Origin of the sequence: Paenibacillus mesophilus (assembly GCF_005938385.1) — a bacterium.
Taxonomy (GTDB): Bacteria; Bacillota; Bacilli; order Paenibacillales; family NBRC-103111; genus Paenibacillus_AB; species Paenibacillus_AB mesophilus.
Genome location: NZ_VCRA01000025.1, coordinates 1 through 18,172 on the forward strand (window position 1 = coordinate 1; position 18,172 = coordinate 18,172).

An 18,172-nucleotide genomic window follows, 5' to 3' on the forward strand; every position below is an offset into this window, starting at 1 on the left:
AGATCGCCAACCATCTGGCCAAGCTAGCCAGGTAGGGCGATCTTTTCTGTTTCTGGTTAGAGACGTCTCAGAGTTATACATTCTTGATCCAGACTAGCTCGAAAAACTAGGCTTTATAAACAGCCTGGCCGCGGCACATTGGATGCCGCGGCTTTCTTTTTATGCTTTCACCCGCTCGCTAACGTCAAGGCAGTTCAACACCTTCTCCTGCAGCATCCGGGCCGTATAATAATAATGATTGCTCGCCTCATAGCCGATCCGGGAATCGCGCAGCATCAAATCGTACAGACGGCGGGCCGTCTCCAGCTCCAGCTCCGCGAGCTCCGTCATCCGGCGCCGGGACCGCTCGCGGTCGTCCGGATTGTCCGCATTAGCCAGCTTCTCCCGCTCGCGGACGAAGGCGATCTGTAGATAGGTGCTAAGGAAATGATAATAGCTTCCGAGCGATACATGCACTAAATCGGCGTACGCCGCCATTCGGCCCTCTTCCACGAGCGGGCCGGCTTCGGCCAAAGCCTCCAGCCCTTCTTCCCAGCCCTCCACCAGCTTGCGGAACTGCTCCTCGAACGTATCGGCCGGATAAATCGCGCGCCACCTGTTCACATCGTCGTAAGGAAATCCGACCATCGTGGCGGAATAACCGGTCGGCTGCACATGAAGCAGGTTCGACGGTCCGTAGTTTTGCGGAGCCGTATACAGCACCGACACATGAAACGGAAACTCGCGGAACGCTTTGCTGAATGCGGCCGTAGCCCGGGCGATCCCGTTCCCCGCTTGGTCCCCGAACTTGGCGGTCAACCAGTCGCCCACGCCCGCACCGGCCCCGCCGCTGACGCTCTGTTCCGGATCAGGTCCAGTCGTGCCTCCGGCGGCCGATCGTTCCGTCACCCAATAATTCTGTGAGGCCATCTCCAGCGTAGGTGACGGATAGCCGCCGAGCGTCCAGCTCAGCATCAGGCCGCTGACGCCTTCCCGGTTCAAGTTCTCGATATGCTCGCGGACGAGATCGAATACGGGCAAATACGGAACCGCCGAGCATTCCCACGAGTTGTTGAACTGGACTTTGGCGTAGGCCGGCAAGCCGTTCGCCCGGGCCGCTTTCCATATGCTTCGGGACTTGTCGCTCGGACCGACGAGAGAAATCGAATAATCGATCACTTGCCCCGCTACGCCGGCTATGTTCGTCGGCATTTCATCCTCGCTGACGTTCATGACGGCCATCCCTTCGGGAAGAAGCGATATGCCCCGCTCGAGCTTCTCTTCCGTAAACCCGAGCGATTTCCGCCAAGCCCACGCGTAGTTGACGATATGGGCATCCGGCTTCGCGCTGCGCGCTCCTTCGACAATGAGACGGTTTACTTCGGAGACGACCTCTTCTTCCGGACGGGCGGCACAGCGCGGACAATCCGTACGTCCGTTAGCCGCTTTGGAGTAGCAGTTGGTCAAATTCTCCGACATCGTAATCGTGTACAAGCCGGCCAGCTCCGGGGCCGCGCGGAATAGAGCGGCAGTCCCTTCCTTTAAATAACGCTGCACCTCGGGATGCGACGTGCACATCGAAGCATACGTACCGCTCGTTTGGCCGCGCCATTCCGGCCGGTTCTCGAAAAATTCGAGCGGCATCGAACGGGGCTCGTTGAAATACAAGTAGACGCCGATGCCGTAATCCGCCGCACGCCGAGCGAGCCTGCGCAGCCCTTCGATTCTTCGTTCCCACCCGACCGACATTTCCGGAGCTTCCGCGAACGGAACGAGCTGGTACAGCACGCATTGCAGCCATATCGCATTCACCCCGACCTTCGTCAGCCGCGCTAGCAGATCGTCCGGATAAGGGTCCAGCTCCGGGTCGAGCAAAGGATCGCCGTATACGGCAAAATAAGAATAGAGCAGCCGGAACTCGTATCGCGTATCGCGCCGGACGACACCGCGGGCAAGGTGCGGACCGCCCCGCTCGTCCATCTCCGCCGCCAACCACAGCAAGCCGCGCAGCAGCCCGTTCTCGTCCGAGGCAGTAACCCGGATGACGCTGTCCGTCACTTCGACGGCATGGCTTTCTTTCAGCTTCCCCGGAAGCGGCCCGATTTCGAGCTTCAATTCCGCCGATTCGCCTATGCTCGCGCTATCGCGAACATCCAGCTTGATACCCCATGTACGTTCGTGCTCGTCCGCGAACCGTTCGGCAAACTTGCGAACGCGCGGACGGCCTTCCGGAACGATAATGGCAAAGCGGTCGTCGAGCAGCGTCCTGCCCGCGCCCGACTTCTCTTCGCCGCCCGCCCGCTGCGGCCGCATCGTCGCGGCGTTCCGCGATTCGTGCAGAAAATCGAACGGCTTCGCCGGTTCCGTCACGGCCGGCAGCACGAACTCGCCGCTGGCCTCCTCTCCCGCAAGCCCCGGCTTCCGGAACGGGAGCCGATTCATGCCGGCCGGCGCCTCTCCCGCAGGCGGAAAATGCGCGCTCAGCCGCTCGCGGAGCCGCTCGGTCTCAAGACGCTCTTCTTCGCTCAGCGGCCGATAATGCACCGGCGGAACGGCCGGCTTCAGGCTGCCCATCTTGATCCATAGAAAATCGTCCTCCTGAAGCGCGAACGCCAACTGCTCCTCGGTCCAATCCAGCAGAGTAAGCAGCTGCCCGTAAGGCAGCAGATGCCAATTAGCCCGCAATATCGTAATATATCCGCGCGTCAGCCAGGCGGGATCGGCCTCCTCCGGTACCGGCAAGCCCATTCCGCGAGCAACTTCTTCCAGCTCGGCGACAGTCGCTTCTAGCGTGCGCGCCAGCCGTTCAGAGGGGACAAGACCCCAATTGCGCCATACAACCGCTTGCAAGCGTGTCGGAAAATGAGGATAAGCCAACGGCTGCCGTTTATCGGTTTCGGCAAAATGCTCCAGCTTCATAGTCGTAAGCTCCTTTCATCGGACCAACAAAGAAATATAATAATTTATATTTTATATTATATATAATGGTTGAATAGTTCAAGGCAAACTTTATCGATTCCACATCATTATTTCGGGACGCAAAGAAAAGGACTGCGCAGAACCGAACGCGTCCTCTCCATAATCTTTCGCCTCCGCGATCCGAACCGATGCGCGGTTGCGGCCTATACGCCGATGCCGGCAGGCTGCTTGCTCATCCGGCCGAGCGTCTTGTGCATCCAGATCGCGGCCTGGCTGCCTTCGCCCATCGCGATCGTCACCTGCTCCGAATGAACGCCGATGTCGCCAGCGGCCCATAAGTTCGGAACGGTCGTCATCTTCGTGCGGGCATCGGTCATAATATGACCGTTCTCGTGCCGCTCCGCCCCGAGCTGTTCGGCCAAGCTCGAACGGACTTCATTGCCTCCGAACGCAATAAAGCCGCGGTCCGCCCAAATCTCCCCACCGCTCGCGAGCATGACCCCTTGAAATAGGCCGTCATTCTCCTCCAGCACTTCCCGGATTGGCTCCGCGATAACGACGATGCCTTTCTCCCTCAAGCTTCTCGCAAGCTCCGCGGCAATCGGCTTTCGTTCGTGATTGATGAACAACAGCTCGTCGGTCCGCTCCGACAACGTAAGCGCCATAGCCGCTCCGGAGTCGCCCGAGCCCATTACGAGCGTCTTGCGATTCCGGATCTCGAACCCGTCGCAATCGGGACAAACGTAAACCGTCTTTCCGAGACACGGCACAAGACCGGGCAAATCGGGAAACCGGTCCATAATCCCCGTGGCCAGCAGCACTGTCCTCGCCTTGTATGCCCCGTCCCGTCCCTGAAGCACGAACAAGTCCCCAACGCGCTCCGCCTTGACGATTTCGTCCTTTACGAACTTAACTCCGGTCTTTTCGGCTTGGCTGCGTCCCAACCGGCGGAGCTCCATTCCGGATACGCCGTCCGGCCATCCGAGCACGTTATGATAGCTGCGGCATAATGCCGAACGGCCGCTGTCCATATCGGCCACAAGCGCCGAATGCCCGTATCGCCCGATTTGGATCGCCGCCTGCAGTCCCGCAATCCCTCCGCCTACAATGAAGCAATCGTATACGGTCGTCATCATCCGCCCTCCATATTATTTCATCTTCGCTTTAGTATGTCCTTCTCTCTGGCGCTCTTACGCGACAATTGATAAAATAGTAGAGGAGCCGCCTATTTCCGACGGGATACGGTCTTATTCGCAGTTCCCATTGTCGAATACCTGTGTTAAAATGAGTATTCCGGTTGGGTATATCTGGTAGTGCAGGTGTTATTTAGCGAATCATGATTTGCTGACTTTTCGTTTACATAGAACAAAAGCTGCTTATGTCTGCATGGACGTGCGGAGTAACTGTAATTTCAGCGAATTTACAAGGTTTCAGCAACATTTCGGCGACAATTTCGTCGAATAAGTGAGACCAATTACGTGAACTTTTACGCAAAATGTCGAAATTGAGGTGAATGCAATGAGTACGCCGATCGAAGCGAACGTCGCCCCTTCCATCGCTTCGGCACGAAGCGCCAAGACGGCCAAAACGGCCAAGTCGACCAAAAAATCGTACCTGTTGTTTTTCTCCAGCTGGTTTCTCCTGATCGCCTCGGGCGTGCTGGGAACGATGCTGTATACGGAGCATCTGAAGACGCAGCTCAGCTCGCACCTGGCCAGCCAGACGGAAGCGCAGCTTCAGACGATGCAGACGCAGTACCAGCAGCAGCTGGACCAGTTGAAAGCGAGCGTCACGACGGACATTTCGGCTTTGCAGGCGAAGGTCGATTCGTTCAATGAGCTGCTCGCCTTTACGAAGGACAGCGCCAACAGCAAAACCGACAACAGCAACCAATTGTATACCCAGCTGGCGGAAGTGAAGAAGAAGCTCGACGAGCTGAAAGCGAATTTGGATGTGCTGAAATGACGACCCGCGAACTTAACCGCTTTTTCCTGCTGTCCTGTGCTCCGTTTGTCGGCATGCTCGTATGGCTTGTATCGGCCAGCTTCACGCTGGACATGCCCGAGCTCAAACTTCCTTCGTTACATATGTTCGCCATATCCAACGAGGCGAATACGGTTCAACAAAACCTCGAGAAAGCAAAAGGCAATGCGGTCGCCACGAAGAGCACGATCGAGAAGTTTTACCAGCTGTATGAGCAAAGCGCGGCCGATACGGCCAACATGCTGAAGCTGGCGACGGCCCAAGCCGCACGTCCTTCGCTCATTTTCGACAGCCGCATCGCCGCCGAATTCGGCAAGCCGACCCGTACGGTCAGTTCGGCCAACATCGATTTGAAGCTGTATCAATTCGCCGATCCGAATTATCGAGGCTATGCGCTCAAAGTCGATATGAAATCGGACAAAGCGATGAAGATGACGCTCGGCAAAGATAAAATCGGCAGCTCCGAGACGACGCTTGCAGCCGCGAGCCGATACGGCGCCGTGGCGGGAATCAATGCCGGCGGTTTTGCCGATACGGACGACGGCAGACGGTTTCCGCTAAGCACGACGATGCTGAACGGCAAATATGTGTACGGCTTCGAGCCGACCTTCGACAATTTGGCCTTCGTCGGGCTCAGCACCGACCGGAAGCTGATCGGCGGCAAGTTTTCCCGGCAGGCCGATTTGGACAAGCTGAATCCGTCGTTCGGCGCGACATTCGTACCGATTTTGCTGAAGGGCGGAGCGAAGCAGCAAATCCCGGCTCAATGGCAAAATTCGCCTCGGCGGGCTCCGCGCACGGTCGTAGGCAATTTCGGCAACGACCAGCTGCTGTTCCTCGTCGCGGACGGGTATGACGAACGCGGCGGTTCCGGCGCGACACTCGCCGAGCTGCAGGACAAGCTGGCGAAGCTTCGCGTCGTCGACGCCTACAATTTGGACGGGGGAGGCTCCACCTCGCTCGTCTTCGAGGGCAGAACGATCAACAATCCGTCAGACGGACGGCTTCGTCCGCTGCCTACGCACTTTTTGTTTTTCAAATAAGGATGCGGAAATGTGACGCAAATGTTCACAATTCGGCCGTTTTCTTTTCCAGGTCTATTGGTTATAATAGGTTTAGCTTGTCACGGTATTTCGACTGGGAGGTGCACCAGACATGGAAATTTTCGCCTCGTCTACGTTCTGGCTTGTCATGACCGTATTCGTATTGTACATCGCAGCCATTCTGACGTCTTCTTACAACGAAGATAAGACGAAAGGCTTGTAATCGTACCGGCACAGCCGACGCAACCGATGCCGCTCTACCGCACTCATCGTGCAGGCAGAGCGGCTTTTTGCGTTCACCGGCATTTCGCTCTCTCGACGATCCACAGGGCAAGCTCGGCAGGACCGACCGTCTCTTCCCCGGTAGCCATATCCTTCAAACGAACAAATCCCGCCGCCGCTTCATCCGCACCGATCATAACGATGAAGCGGACTCCTTTCGCGGCTGCGGCAGCAAGCGTCCGCTTCAGCTTGCGCGACCCGCTCTCCACTCTGGCCCGAATTCCTGCCGTACGGAACATGGAGGCCGACCGCAGCGTCTCGGCAATCGTATCGCCGATCGGGACGAAACATACCGCCGGAGCATCGAAACCGGGATCACCGGCTCGCAGCAGTTCCATGATCGAATCGAGGCCGAACGAAATGCCGACCGCCGGATACCGTACGTCCTCGCGTCCTACAAGCTTCCCGATGATCGCATCGTATCTCCCTCCGCTACCCAAGCTCGACTTGTATGATCCGTCAGCCGCGAATATTTCATACACCGTTCCGGTATAGAAAGACAGCCCGCGGGAGAGGAAAGGATCGAACCGGCATATTCCCGCAAGCCCCGTATCCCGCAGCAGCGTCAGCAGCTTCCGCACTTCCGTCGTTCCGGTCGTGCCCGCAAGGGCGAAACGCTCAACCAAAGCTTCGAAACCCGAAACGTCTTCCCGAATGAGCCGAGCAATCCCGGCTGCCGCTTCCGGGTCGGGCAACTTGTCCCCAAGCTCGCTCAGTACACCGTCGACCCCGATTTTGTCGAGCTTGTCGAGCGTAAGCATGACCGACAACGCGCTTTCCCCGCTGATGCCAAGACCGCACAGAACGTCTCCGAGAAATCGCCTGTTGTTCCAGCGTATGACGATGTCAATCCCGAGCTCCCGGAATACGTCGGCTGCAAGCCCGATCAGCTCCACCTCCGCCTCGGGCCCTTCCGTCCCGGCAACATCCGCATCGCACTGCGTAAATTCGCGCAGCCGTCCGCGCTTTACGGGACCGTCGCGGAACACTTTGCCGATTTCATACCGTTTGTACGGCAATTCCAGACCGGGATTCATCGCGACCACTTTGGCGAAAGGCACGGTCAAGTCGTAGCGCAAGCCGAGGCTTCGGCCTCCCTGATCGGTCAGATGGTACATTTCCCGCATAATCTCTTCCCCGCCCGCATATTTCGATCCAAGCAGCGACTGCTCGTTCAGAATGGGCGTCTCCAGCGGCTCGAAATCGTACAGCGCGAATTGCCGCTCCAATGCTGCCCGGATCCGGTTTCTCAGCTTCTGCTCCCCGGCGCGGAAATCGAATGTTCCTTTTACGTTTTGCATAATCCCTCTCACCTCTACTTGGAATTAAAAACAAAAAACGCGCCGGACCTCTTGGTCCCGCGCGCGTCGTATGCCGCAGGGAGGCCAACGCGAATAGCGTTAGCCCGCCCCGTTATATCGTAAGGGGGTGCTAACGCTTCTTGTGATGATGAAGTTGTGCGAACCGGAACTGAAGCTGTAATCGTGTCATGACCGTCCGCCTCCTTCTGCGTAATGGTTCTCATTATAGCTCTCCGGAGCGCGACTAGCAATACCAAAACAAAAAAAGCACCCCCGACTTCATTGCGGTGATGCTTGCGTCTTTCGTGCAGTCTCACTTCGGTGATGACGCAAAGTCATTGTATATAACAATTACAAGGAGATTAATGTCATTTCCTTCAAACAGTTCGCACAAATGTGCTTCTCCTTATACTCCGTAACCCCGTTCATTTCTCCGCAAAACACACATTTGGGGCGATACCGCTCCAATAATATGTGATCGCCGGAAACTAAAATTTCCACGGGATCCCCTTCGTTCATGCGGTATCTTTTTCTGAGCGATTTGGGCAATACGATTCTGCCCAATTGATCCACTTTCCGTACAACGCCTGCCGGTCTCATCTCGACTCACCTCGCTTTTGCCTATGAAAGCGGGACGATTTTATCGCCTAGACGCTTTCCAGCATAATAATTCGCCAAAAGCACACAAATTCCTTCTTTTCGACTAGGTCTTTATGCCAATTTGAGATATTTCTGTAAGACGCTCTCCGGGATCGGAGCAAGCGCCGCATCATTTGCATGCAAACGCAAAAAACGCCGGTCGGACAGCTTGCGGCCAATGCCCGGTACGGCGGTTCTTTGTTCACTTCAGTCCCAGGAATGCCTTCTGCCGCAAGCCTTCGAACAGGACGATCGCTGCGGAATTCGATAAATTGAGCGACCGGACGGCATCGGTCATCGGCATCCGGATGCACGTCTCCCGGTTCGCCTCGACGATTTCCGGAGGCAGCCCCTTCGTTTCTTTGCCGAATACGAATACGTCCCCGTCTTCATATTCAAATTCGGTATACAGCTTGTGCGCCTTTGTTGTAGCAAAGAAAAACCGCCGGCCGTCAAGCGCTTCGCGAAGCTCCCCGAATGAATCGTAATAACGGACGTCGACCGAATGCCAATAATCGAGTCCCGCGCGCTTCAGCGTCTTGTCGTCCGTCGAGAAGCCGAGCGGCCGGACCAGATGGAGGGGCGTTCCCGTAGCCGCGCACGTCCGGGCGATATTGCCGGTGTTGGCTGGAATTTCGGGCTCGACCAGTACGATATGAAAAACCAAAACTAACCTTCTCCTCGCTGTGGAACCTGTCTCGTGATGCAGCTTGATGACATAACAGTCCCCGGATAATCGATAAACATAAGATTATTATACATCAATTGTTTCAAAAATTTTAACATCCATTTTACGAAACCTTAATCTTCGCTTTATCATTGGGGCTCATAATGAAGGTACGATAATCCGAAAATGTTCCTCCATTACACTCGCAAAGGAGAAGAAGATGATAAAGAAGAAAATACTGGTCGTTGATGACGAGCCTTCCATCTCCATGCTTATCGATTTCAATTTGAAACTGGTCGGCTTCGAAGTATTGTGCGTATACGACGGCGAAGCCGTATTCGAAGTCATTCCGCAGTTCCGTCCCGATCTGATCGTGCTCGATCTGATGCTTCCGAAGCTGGACGGCATTCAAGTGTGCAAACGGCTCCGCGAACAAAACAACTTCGTGCCGATTATTATGTTGACCGCGCTGCAGGACTTGTCGGACAAGATCGCCGGGCTTGATAACGGTGCGGACGACTATATGACGAAGCCATTCAGCCCTCAGGAGCTCGTATCGCGCATTCAGGCGATTATGCGCCGGACAGGCGCCCTGCCCGCGGCCGAGCCGGAGACTCTGCATATCGGACCGATCCGCATTCAGCCGGAGCAGCGCGAGGTGCTGATCCACGATCAGCCGATCGAGCTGACGCCGAAGGAATTCGAGCTGCTGCTGTTTCTGTGCAAGCACCGGGGCAAGGTGCTTAGCCGCCAACAGCTGCTGCACGGCGTGTGGGACTACCATTTTATCGGCGATACGCGTATCGTCGACGTCCACATCAGCCATCTGCGCGACAAAATCGAGAAAAACGCCCGCAATCCCGAATATATCGTCACGATCCGCAACGTCGGCTACAAGCTGATGGAGCCGGTAGTCAAGGAATCGCTGGCCTAAGGGAGCCCCCTAATGATTCCTAAGACACCCTCCCTAGGAACCCAAGTCATAGCTCCTTGAGCATTTTCTTGAAGCTGTCGAGCATGTTCCGGCAGTTGGACAAATCCGCCGTTTCCGCCATATAAGGGGTGAAGGAGAAGTAGCCTTTATAGGAACGCTTCAGCAAAATCGAAGCCAGCTCCTTCACCTCCGCATTTCCTTCCCCCGGGAGAACGGCCGTCCCGTCCTTGTACAAGCCGTCGTTCACCCGCAGAAACCGGATATCCCCTTTCAGCTTGCTGTTGTAGTAGACGTGAAAAAACGGATGAGCATTCATGTGGACAAACTCCAGCGGATTGAAGACGATTGCGGTGTTGTCGTCTTTAATCCGGCTGTATACGGCCGTCATCGAGCGATCGTCGGACAAGATCGACCGCGAGTCGTTTTCGATGACAAGGCCGATCCCGTAGGCTTTGGCGGTTTGAACGAGCCGGCGCAGCGGTTCGATCTCGGCTTCCGCGTCCGCCCCTTGGCCGCTCACCGGCACTTTCACGTTCTCCGCCTGCAGCATCAGCGCTTTGGCAAAAAGCTTCTTGTAATAGTCGTAGTCGGCTGCCGGCTTGCTGCCGTTCAGCAGTACGATTTTTTTGTGATGCTCGATAAGCATGCTCCGATACCGCTCCAGCTCCCCGCCGGTCAGCTCGGCAATAAGCTTCCCGCCCGCTTCGTCGTTGATTTCCATGTACGGAATTTGGAGCTCATCGCACATGTCGATCTGCTCCGCCAATCCCGCGGCCGCTCGCTCGTCCGGCCTTAGGCTGAAATTAAACATAGTTCCCGCCCTTTCTCCCAAAATAATGACAAGAGTCGGTCCGTCACTCTTCAACCGCGCAAATTTCGCACGTCCGGTCGGCGCATCCGTTCCCCCGGTATCTCGCATAATCGATCGTCTCATCCGTGTACAGCAGCCGCGACCAATGACAGGAGTTGCAATTCGGATTACGGCAAATGAAAAAGAGCGGATCGGCCCTGAGCAGCTCCAGCCCGATATCGAACACGCTGCGGACATCCATCACGAGAACGGCGGCATTCCCGATTCTCCCTTCGACGATTGCATCCCGCTCGCGCAGAACCGGCGTCAGCTTTAGAAAATCGCGGTGGCCGGGCGGAAACTTGTGCAAAGTGAACGTCTTATGCTCATGCCCTTCGATATAAGTTGGAGCGGGGATCGTTGCCGTTTTGAGATAACGGGCGTCTATCTCTTCCTCCAGCGCGTGCATAATCGTATTCCGGTCCATGTCGACGCCGAGCAGCATCACTTTGCCGCCCATATCCCGTATTTTATAATAAGGCGTTCCCGGACCGCAGCCGGTTTCGCACCGCTCATGACCGGCAGTGATCCATTCCGCCTGCTTGCCGACGGCCGCCACCGAATGAACGGGATGCAAGCTCCGGCGCGCGTCCGGTCTTCGTCTGAACGTTTCCGATATTTTGCCGACCGCCGACGGAGTCGATGCCGCATCGAAAGGCTCCGTCCATCCGGTCAAGGTGGACATGACGATCGTGCCTTCCGGACCGACGGCCTCGAGAAGCGCATCGACGACCGCACCCGCTCCTCCTTCGACATAACCGATGCTTGTCAGCGAGCTGTGGACGAGCACGATGTCGCCTTGGCGAATGTCCATCAGCCCGAGAGCCGCTACCATGTCCCGCTTATTTACCATCCCCGGTCTCCTCCTCCATCACGATCGCCCGGCACGGAACCGCGCTTGTTCCCGGTATATGGAGCGGCAGCGCCGTCAACCGGACGTCCGGCCTCCTCACAGCTTCCAGATTCACACACGGTGCCAGCATCAAAATGTCCGCCGCGAAAAATTCCGAAAAAAACCGCTCGGACTTCGTCAAATGGTCCCAGCGCGGAAAATCGCTTCCGAGCAAAAACGGCTTTTTGCCGATCAGCCATTTCATCGCTTCATAGGTGAAATACGGCGAACGATCGAGATAGCAGCCGTCCATCCAATGCTTCCCCCAGCCGGCCGCCACCAATACCGCATCGCCTTCGACAATCATGCCGCTGCCCGGGCAGCTCTCCAGCATGGAGACGTCTATGGGCACTCTCGATTCCGCGTCTTCAAATAGGCGCTCATCCAGCTTCAGCACGATACAGCGTATATCGACCAGCTTGGCGACCGGAATGTCGGCAACGTAGTAGCTGCCCTCGCCGCCGTAATAGTGGGCCGGCGTCTCCAAGTACGTCCCCGTCTGCGAATGCAAGCCTTCGAACACTTCGGCGTACACTTCCGCCTCGACCCAAGAGACGCGGTCAAGCGCTCTCATCCGGAATTTCGGAAACGGCTCCTCGTAGTTCCACATGCCGTTTCGAATCGCCCCGGTTATATCGATCACGTTCATCGGCTGCCTCCTTTCGCGGGCTGCCGCCGCGAAGCCGCGCGCACCCGTTCTGCTTTTCTCGTCTAGGATGTCACTAAACCGATGGACTTGCAATAGTGAAAATCGCCGCCATATTTGTCCGAAAACGTCGTTTGACCCGCTTGCCTGTCCGCCGCCGATCGTTCATAATAGTAGCCATATTTGTCGATCCCCGCCAAACTCGGAGGAATCCCGTTCATGAACCTATTCCGCTGGAGAACGCTGCTCGTTACAGGCTCTTACTACAAACGTTTGATCGGCTTCGGATTTTTGACCGTGTGCGTTCCGATTGCGCTGGTCGCCTTTTTCTCCTATACGTTGATATCCGGTCATTTGCAGCGGGAAGTAAACCGGGCGAACCTGGAAATGATCGGTCAAATGCAGCAGCGGATCGACGCTTCTCTCCAATGGGTATCGAAGACGGTCCGGGGACTTATTCTGGACCCCGAGCTCCAGCAATATATTTACCAGAACGACCGGAGCCGCTACATCGATATGATGCAAATTACGGACAGACTGAATGCAATATCCCGCTCCATCGAATACGACAATGCCGTCAATTTGCTGCTCCCCGGTGAGCATATAATATTATCAACATCACGCGGTTATGAGACGGTCGACGACTTGGCCGGCCAATATCCGTTTCTGAATTCTATCGGTTTGGACTCCAAGCCGAAGTGGATCGTGAAAAAGAACGAGCGCGCTGTCACGTACGTGCAGCCGCTCCCTTTGTTCACGAACGTGCCGCTCGCCTATTTGACGATCGACATTCAAGAAAACGCTTTACAGTCGATCTTAAGCTCGACGGAGCAATTGCGCTCGGGTCCTATTGTACTGCTGGACGAAGCCGGCACCTTAATCTCCTACTCCGGTCCATCGGCCGGCATCGGACAAGTCGGGGAACGCGTGGACTGGATCACGCAGATCATGGAAGGTCCGGAACAGGCAGGCGTACGTGCCGGCATAGTTCCGCTGGATCGTCCGTCCGCCCAGATCGTTTACTCCAAATCGCCGACTACCGGCTGGATTACCGTGCTGCTCGTACCGACATCGGCCATGAACGCCATAAAGGCGGAGGTCGCGTACACCACGCTGTTCATTTGCCTGATCGCTTTCGTCGCCGGAATATTGCTGCTCTATTTCAACTCCCGCAAGCTGTACGCCCCGATACGCAGTCTGCTCAAGCAGCAGCTCGTTCCGGACGGGAGCTATCCGGTCGACACCCGCGGCAAAATCGACGAATGGAGCTGGATTCGTCAGGAATGGGGCAGCCTAAAAGACCAACTCGGCCGGTTCTATGAACGATCGAAGCAGGACGAAACCGCACTTCGGGAATTTTTGTTCCTCAATCTCCTATACGGCCATTATGACAATGAAAGCCGCGATCGAGTCGGCGAATTGTGCGCGCAGCACGGCTTGAATCCGGATGCCGGATGGGACGTCATGATCGTCGAGGCGGAGAACTACGAGCTGCACGGCCATTTCGGGAAAGAGGATCGTTCCTTGGTTCTGCTGGCCATCTCCAGCGTATGCCAGGATATTCTGAACCAGCATAATGCAGGCTGTCATTTCGTCTACGGCCTAGAGACCGTTCATGTCATGATCGTCATGCAAACCGCCGGACGCACGACGGACGCGCACGACCGGACGATGAAGCATCAAATCGCGGAGACGATTCGGCTGTATGTCGGCACCTATTTGAAGGTACAAGTTTCGGTCGGCATCGGAACCCGCGGCGATCATCCGAAGCATATCCGGGCATCGTACCTGGAAGCGCTGGAAGCGCTCAGCCTCCGGATGGTCGCAGGCGGCTGCCGGACGGTTCATTATCGCGATCTGGAGCCGCTGCAGCACGACTTCCGCTATCCGATCGAGGCGGAGACGGCGATCGTGCAAAGCTTGCAGAAAGGCGGCCGCGAACGCGTTCAGCATGATTTCGCGCAGTTCGCGGCTGCGGTCACGGACCGGCGATATCCGATCCCGCACATCGAGCGGGCTTTTCATATGCTGTATATCCGGCTCGTTCAGACCGCCGCCGACATAACCGGACATGAGGCCAACCCGCTCGCGGAAATGGACGTACTGGAGCGGATGAAGGCCGCCCGGACACTGGATGACATCCGGCGTTTGTTCGCGGACGAAGTATTTCCCCGTCTTCTGCCCATATTCGAAGAGGCGACCGCCGATCGGGGGAAGAAGCTGGTGGAAGCGGCCGTGCAGTATATGCGCGAGCACGCGTCGCAGGACCACTCCCTGACAACCGTAGCCGACTATGTCGGGGTCAGCCATTCTCATTTCAGCCGGCTGTTCAACAAGCATACCGGGCATAGCTTTGCGCAATTCGTCGCGGAGCTGAAGATCGAACGTTCGAAGGAACTGCTGGCCCACACCGATAAAACCGTCGTCGAAATCGCCGAAGAGATCGGCTATACCGAACGCACGTTCCGCCGCGTGTTCAAGACGCTGACCGGACGAACGCCGGCACACTACCGTCAGGAACAAGGTATGTAAACTCCCTGGAAGTACCGTCTATGCGGCAGCCGCCCGGCGCATAGGCGGTCTTTTTTTGTTCCAATCGCCGCATATCGGAGCAAAAAAAGACCTCTCCGACCGTCCCGGATCAAACAAACCCTCGATACGGCGCTCTTTCTCTTCTTCCGATCTGCCGGCCGGTCCGCTCAACTATTCACCCGTATTCCTGCCGCCTCATAACGTTCTATCATGAAACGCGAAGGAGGAAATCATCCGGACCGGGAACGACAAACGGATAGTCCGGCAGCGCCAATTTGTACGATTTTACAAGGAAAGGCAAGGGGAGTGCTTATGCAGGCAATGAATGGCTTCAGCGGGCGATTGTTAGGGAAGCTGCTTATTTGCGTCTTGCTGGAATTAGCCGTACTGATGGTCGGTGGAACGTCAGGCCGCGTCAACGCCCAAGACGTCAATATCGCTCCGGCGGCCGTCCCGACCGCCAGCTCGACAAGCGTCTCGGGCGGGGTTACGTATTCGGCGGACAAAGCGGTCGACGGCATCAAAAACTCCAACGACCACCGCTGGGTGTCCAAATGGGACAAAGCGGAGCCGCATTGGTTCCAACTGGAATGGCGGTCGGACAGAAAAGTAGGCCATGTCCAAGTATGGAGCGGTTCGTCCACAGGCATCAACTGGCAAATCGCCGCCTTCGATGTACAGTACTGGGACGGCAGCCAATGGTTGACCGTCGCGTCCGTCGCGGGCAACGATAAAGACGGATACCTCGGACAGTATAACGATATTTCGTTCACGCCGGTTACGACGCGCAAGCTGAGATTGCACATTACCGACTCCAGCACGATCGATACGATCGCGAGATTGCTGGAGATCGAAGTGTACGAAACGGTGCCGCCGCAAATCACGATTGGGGTGAACGCGGCCGTCTACCATCAAGCGATCGACGGCTGGGGAGGCAATATTTACACGAGGCAAATGCGGCGGTTCGCCGACGCCGATCCGAATTATTTGGACAACATGCTGGTCGGACTGACGACGACCCATGTGCGAAATGTGAGCTTGTGGCACAAGCTGGAGGAACAGAACGACAACGCCGATCCGGCCGGCTTCGAGTGGAGTCAGTTCGCTGCGGGAGACACCGGCGAATTGCATGAGGAGTTTCTCGGCTTGCAGGAGCTGATGCAGAGGGGCATCGAGCTGCATTTCAGTCCTTGGAGATTCCCAAACTGGATCGCGGGCAAGCCGGCTGATTACGATTGGAACGGCGCGCAGATGGAGCTTCCTGCGGGTATGGACGACGAGTACGTGGAGAGCCTTGCCGGTTATTTCCTGTACGCCCGCGAACATTACGGCATCGTCTTCGACTACATCTCGATCGTGAACGAGCCTTTGTACGGAGGAGTTTATATTAAGGGCATAACGGCGGAACGTTACGTATCCCTGACGCAAAAGCTGAAAACGAAGCTGGAAGCCCACCAATACGACGCCCAATATGTCGGAGGCGAGACGAACAGCGCTACCACTACTTCGGCGGCATGGACCGACACTGTATTTCAGAACGATACGAATAACATCCTGGATGTTTTGTCTGTTCATTCCTACGATCGTACGCTTGAAGGTCTCAGAAGCTACCGCGACACATCCGCCGCCTATCAAGCCAAGCTTGTCGTAGGCGAAGCCGAAGCCCAGACGCACGGGCAGCTGTCGGACAAAAATACGTGGCTGCGGGCGATGCGCAACGCGCTCGCTTATTATGACCTTCTCGCCTACAGCAACGCGAATCTGATTTATTACTTCTGCTATTCGGCTACCGATACGGGCGGCCTGACCGCCTACAACCATTGGACGAAAACATGGTATCCGGTATATGACATGCTGAAGCATTACCATAATGGAATTCCGGCCGGATCGGTCCGAATCGGGGCAGACTCCGTAAGCGACGTGCTTACGCTTGCCTTCCGCAAGCCGGACGGCAAGCTGGAACTGATTCTGATCAACACTTCGACCGCAACGAGCCATTCCGTGAAGCTGATGGTCGGCGACGGTACGTTCGACATCCGTACGAGCGACGACAGCTTGCGCTATCAGCCGCTGCCCGCCGTCACCAGCACAGCCGCAGGAGGTACCGCCTTAACCTTGACGCCCAACAGTATTACATCGCTTTCTCAACAATAGTCAGAGCCACACACTACTCAGGAGGTTTTCCCATATGTTTGCAGCCAACAACAAAGCAACGAAATTCGCGGTCCCGCTCCTCTGCATGTCCGTGCTCGCCGCATGCGGCGGCCAAGACAAGGCCGGCAGCCCGCCGAGCGCCCAAAGCGCCGACAAGCCCGACATCGCCTCCCAGCCGGCCGAGCTTACGATCTATGACAGCTCCGGCAATAAGCTCGAATGGATTATGGACAACTATGGCAACAAGCTGAAAGAGAAATTTCCGAACTACAAAATTACGATTGTCCCGCAGGAAAACGCCAAATCGCTGGAAAACTTGATTGCATCCGGCGGCAACGCCGACATCGTAACGAGCGCGACCGGCAGTATCGTGTTCGATATGCAGATGCAGAGCGATATCAGCGACCTGATTGCGAAATACAAGTACGATTTGTCCAAGCTCGAACCGACTAATGTGGAAATCCAGAAAAAGCTGGCGAACGGCGGCCTGTATGCGCTGCCGGCCTGGACTACGACCGGAGTGCTGTTCTACAATAAGGATATATTCGACAAGTTCGGAGTGCCTTACCCGAAGGACGGCATGACGTGGGACGACATTTACGAGCTGGCGAAGAAAACGACCCGCATGGACAATAACGTCCAGTACAGAGGGATGTCGATGGCGTTCGAGCATATTATGATGCTGAATCAGCTCGGAGCCGCGCATATCGATCTGAGCACGAACAAGTCGCTGTTCACGGCGGACAATTTCAAGAAAGCGTTCGAAAATCTGGTCCGGTTTTACCAAATACCAGGAAACGGAATGGCGGGGAACAAATTTTTCTTCGCCAATGAGCAGGATCCGTTCTACAAAAACAACACGATCGCGATGTTCATGACTTTGCACGGCGGAGGCCGGACGTACAAAGATTCGGTGAATTGGGATACGGTTACATTGCCGGTATTTAAAGATAAACCGGAAATCGGCTCGCAGTCGTACGCGAACTTCTTCTTCCTGTCCAAAACGAGCAAAAACCGCGATGCCGCGTTTCAAGTGCTGTCCTACTTGACCTCGACTGAATTTCAGCAATTCGTCGTCCGCAACGGCTACATCCCGATCTTGAAAGATCAATCGATAGCCCAGCAGATCGGCGCCGATATTCCGGAATACAAAGGCAAAAACATCAAGGCCGCCTTGCCGAAAACGTTCGCTCCGCCGACGATCAAGACCAAGCATCAATCCATCGCCAACGCCGAGACGAGCGCTGCGCTGAATGCCGTCGTTTCCGGAACGGACGTCAATACGGCGCTCCGCGAAGCGGGCGAACGCGTCGACAAAAAGATCGCGGAACAGTTGGGCAAGAAATAATCG

The 18,172-nt window shown here is 56.0% G+C and carries 15 protein-coding genes; 6 read left to right on the forward strand and 9 right to left on the reverse strand.

Annotation, left to right across the window (positions count from 1 at the left end):
* Nucleotides 1-159: 159 nt before the first annotated feature.
* The gene (locus tag FE783_RS29135; RefSeq protein ID WP_138882913.1) at nt 160-2,898 is read right to left on the reverse strand and encodes a hypothetical protein; all 2,739 of its coding nucleotides are present in this window, start codon (nt 2,896-2,898) and stop codon (nt 160-162) included.
* A gap of 203 nt (nt 2,899-3,101) precedes the next feature.
* Entirely contained in the window at nt 3,102-4,034 is a 933-nt protein-coding gene (locus tag FE783_RS29140) for an NAD(P)/FAD-dependent oxidoreductase (protein ID WP_138882914.1), read from the reverse strand.
* Between the two features lie 382 nt (nt 4,035-4,416).
* Here FE783_RS29140 and FE783_RS29145 point away from each other — a divergent pair, with 382 nt between their 5' ends.
* A complete protein-coding gene (locus FE783_RS29145; RefSeq protein ID WP_238403299.1) occupies nt 4,417-4,863 on the forward strand; it encodes a hypothetical protein in 447 nt (148 codons plus the stop codon).
* The gene (locus FE783_RS29150) at nt 4,860-5,924 is read left to right on the forward strand and encodes a phosphodiester glycosidase family protein (RefSeq protein WP_138882915.1); all 1,065 of its coding nucleotides are present in this window, start codon (nt 4,860-4,862) and stop codon (nt 5,922-5,924) included. The genes FE783_RS29145 and FE783_RS29150 overlap by 4 nt, the downstream gene beginning before the upstream one ends.
* Before the next feature lie 296 nt (nt 5,925-6,220).
* On the opposite strand, the gene hisS is transcribed toward FE783_RS29150, so the two are convergent.
* The 3 genes from hisS to trmL form a co-directional block, all read right to left on the reverse strand.
* Nucleotides 6,221-7,507 carry a histidine--tRNA ligase gene (gene hisS, locus FE783_RS29155; RefSeq protein WP_138882916.1) on the reverse strand — a complete coding sequence of 429 codons (1,287 nt, stop codon included), beginning with the start codon at nt 7,505-7,507 and terminating at the stop codon, nt 6,221-6,223.
* Nucleotides 7,508-7,858: 351 nt separating this feature from the next.
* Nucleotides 7,859-8,107: an AbrB/MazE/SpoVT family DNA-binding domain-containing protein gene (locus FE783_RS29160; protein ID WP_138882917.1), complete on the reverse strand. Its 249-nt coding sequence runs from the start codon at nt 8,105-8,107 to the stop codon at nt 7,859-7,861.
* Nucleotides 8,108-8,348: 241 nt separating this feature from the next.
* Complete coding sequence (gene trmL, locus FE783_RS29165; protein ID WP_138882918.1) at nt 8,349-8,813, reverse strand: tRNA (uridine(34)/cytosine(34)/5-carboxymethylaminomethyluridine(34)-2'-O)-methyltransferase TrmL; 465 nt, start codon at nt 8,811-8,813, stop codon at nt 8,349-8,351.
* A gap of 220 nt (nt 8,814-9,033) precedes the next feature.
* On the opposite strand from trmL, the gene FE783_RS29170 reads away from it, so the two are divergent.
* A complete protein-coding gene (locus tag FE783_RS29170) occupies nt 9,034-9,747 on the forward strand; it encodes a response regulator transcription factor (protein ID WP_138882919.1) in 714 nt (237 codons plus the stop codon).
* A 46-nt stretch (nt 9,748-9,793) separates the two neighbouring features.
* Here the strand turns inward: FE783_RS29170 and FE783_RS29175 are convergent, their stop codons facing one another.
* The 4 genes from FE783_RS29175 to FE783_RS37735 form a co-directional block, all read right to left on the reverse strand.
* Complete coding sequence (locus FE783_RS29175) at nt 9,794-10,558, reverse strand: sugar phosphate isomerase/epimerase family protein (protein WP_138882920.1); 765 nt, start codon at nt 10,556-10,558, stop codon at nt 9,794-9,796.
* Nucleotides 10,559-10,601: 43 nt separating this feature from the next.
* Complete coding sequence (locus tag FE783_RS29180; RefSeq protein ID WP_138882921.1) at nt 10,602-11,450, reverse strand: AAC(3) family N-acetyltransferase; 849 nt, start codon at nt 11,448-11,450, stop codon at nt 10,602-10,604.
* Entirely contained in the window at nt 11,440-12,138 is a 699-nt protein-coding gene (locus FE783_RS29185; protein ID WP_138882922.1) for a cyclase family protein, read from the reverse strand. The genes FE783_RS29180 and FE783_RS29185 overlap by 11 nt, the downstream gene beginning before the upstream one ends.
* Before the next feature lie 62 nt (nt 12,139-12,200).
* Entirely contained in the window at nt 12,201-12,356 is a 156-nt protein-coding gene (locus tag FE783_RS37735; protein WP_158302093.1) for a hypothetical protein, read from the reverse strand.
* Here FE783_RS37735 and FE783_RS29190 point away from each other — a divergent pair.
* The 3 genes from FE783_RS29190 (at nt 12,355) to FE783_RS29200 (ending at nt 18,169) form a co-directional block, all read left to right on the forward strand.
* Nucleotides 12,355-14,667, forward strand: coding sequence for a helix-turn-helix domain-containing protein (locus FE783_RS29190; RefSeq protein ID WP_138882923.1), 2,313 nt, complete (start codon nt 12,355-12,357; stop codon nt 14,665-14,667). The two genes, FE783_RS37735 and FE783_RS29190, sit on opposite strands and share 2 nt — an antisense overlap.
* Before the next feature lie 312 nt (nt 14,668-14,979).
* A complete protein-coding gene (locus tag FE783_RS29195) occupies nt 14,980-16,821 on the forward strand; it encodes a discoidin domain-containing protein (protein ID WP_158302094.1) in 1,842 nt (613 codons plus the stop codon).
* Nucleotides 16,822-16,855: 34 nt separating this feature from the next.
* Nucleotides 16,856-18,169 carry an ABC transporter substrate-binding protein gene (locus FE783_RS29200; RefSeq protein ID WP_138882925.1) on the forward strand — a complete coding sequence of 438 codons (1,314 nt, stop codon included), beginning with the start codon at nt 16,856-16,858 and terminating at the stop codon, nt 18,167-18,169.
* Nucleotides 18,170-18,172 lie beyond the last annotated feature (3 nt).

What these genes read in the sequence shown, in the direction of transcription:
- FE783_RS29160 (WP_138882917.1), bottom strand. Translation starts at nt 8,107, where the DNA reads ATGAGACCGGCAGGCGTTGTACGGAAAGTGGATCAATTGGGCAGAATC.
- FE783_RS29135 (WP_138882913.1), bottom strand. Translation starts at nt 2,898, where the DNA reads ATGAAGCTGGAGCATTTTGCCGAAACCGATAAACGGCAGCCGTTGGCT.
- FE783_RS29150 (WP_138882915.1), top strand. Translation starts at nt 4,860, where the DNA reads ATGACGACCCGCGAACTTAACCGCTTTTTCCTGCTGTCCTGTGCTCCG.
- FE783_RS29195 (WP_158302094.1), top strand. Translation starts at nt 14,980, where the DNA reads ATGCAGGCAATGAATGGCTTCAGCGGGCGATTGTTAGGGAAGCTGCTT.
- FE783_RS29180 (WP_138882921.1), bottom strand. Translation starts at nt 11,450, where the DNA reads ATGGTAAATAAGCGGGACATGGTAGCGGCTCTCGGGCTGATGGACATT.
- FE783_RS29185 (WP_138882922.1), bottom strand. Translation starts at nt 12,138, where the DNA reads ATGAACGTGATCGATATAACCGGGGCGATTCGAAACGGCATGTGGAAC.
- FE783_RS29145 (WP_238403299.1), top strand. Translation starts at nt 4,417, where the DNA reads ATGAGTACGCCGATCGAAGCGAACGTCGCCCCTTCCATCGCTTCGGCA.
- FE783_RS29175 (WP_138882920.1), bottom strand. Translation starts at nt 10,558, where the DNA reads ATGTTTAATTTCAGCCTAAGGCCGGACGAGCGAGCGGCCGCGGGATTG.
- FE783_RS29140 (WP_138882914.1), bottom strand. Translation starts at nt 4,034, where the DNA reads ATGATGACGACCGTATACGATTGCTTCATTGTAGGCGGAGGGATTGCG.
- hisS (WP_138882916.1), bottom strand. Translation starts at nt 7,507, where the DNA reads ATGCAAAACGTAAAAGGAACATTCGATTTCCGCGCCGGGGAGCAGAAG.
- FE783_RS29190 (WP_138882923.1), top strand. Translation starts at nt 12,355, where the DNA reads ATGAACCTATTCCGCTGGAGAACGCTGCTCGTTACAGGCTCTTACTAC.
- FE783_RS29200 (WP_138882925.1), top strand. Translation starts at nt 16,856, where the DNA reads ATGTTTGCAGCCAACAACAAAGCAACGAAATTCGCGGTCCCGCTCCTC.
- FE783_RS37735 (WP_158302093.1), bottom strand. Translation starts at nt 12,356, where the DNA reads ATGAACGGGATTCCTCCGAGTTTGGCGGGGATCGACAAATATGGCTAC.
- FE783_RS29170 (WP_138882919.1), top strand. Translation starts at nt 9,034, where the DNA reads ATGATAAAGAAGAAAATACTGGTCGTTGATGACGAGCCTTCCATCTCC.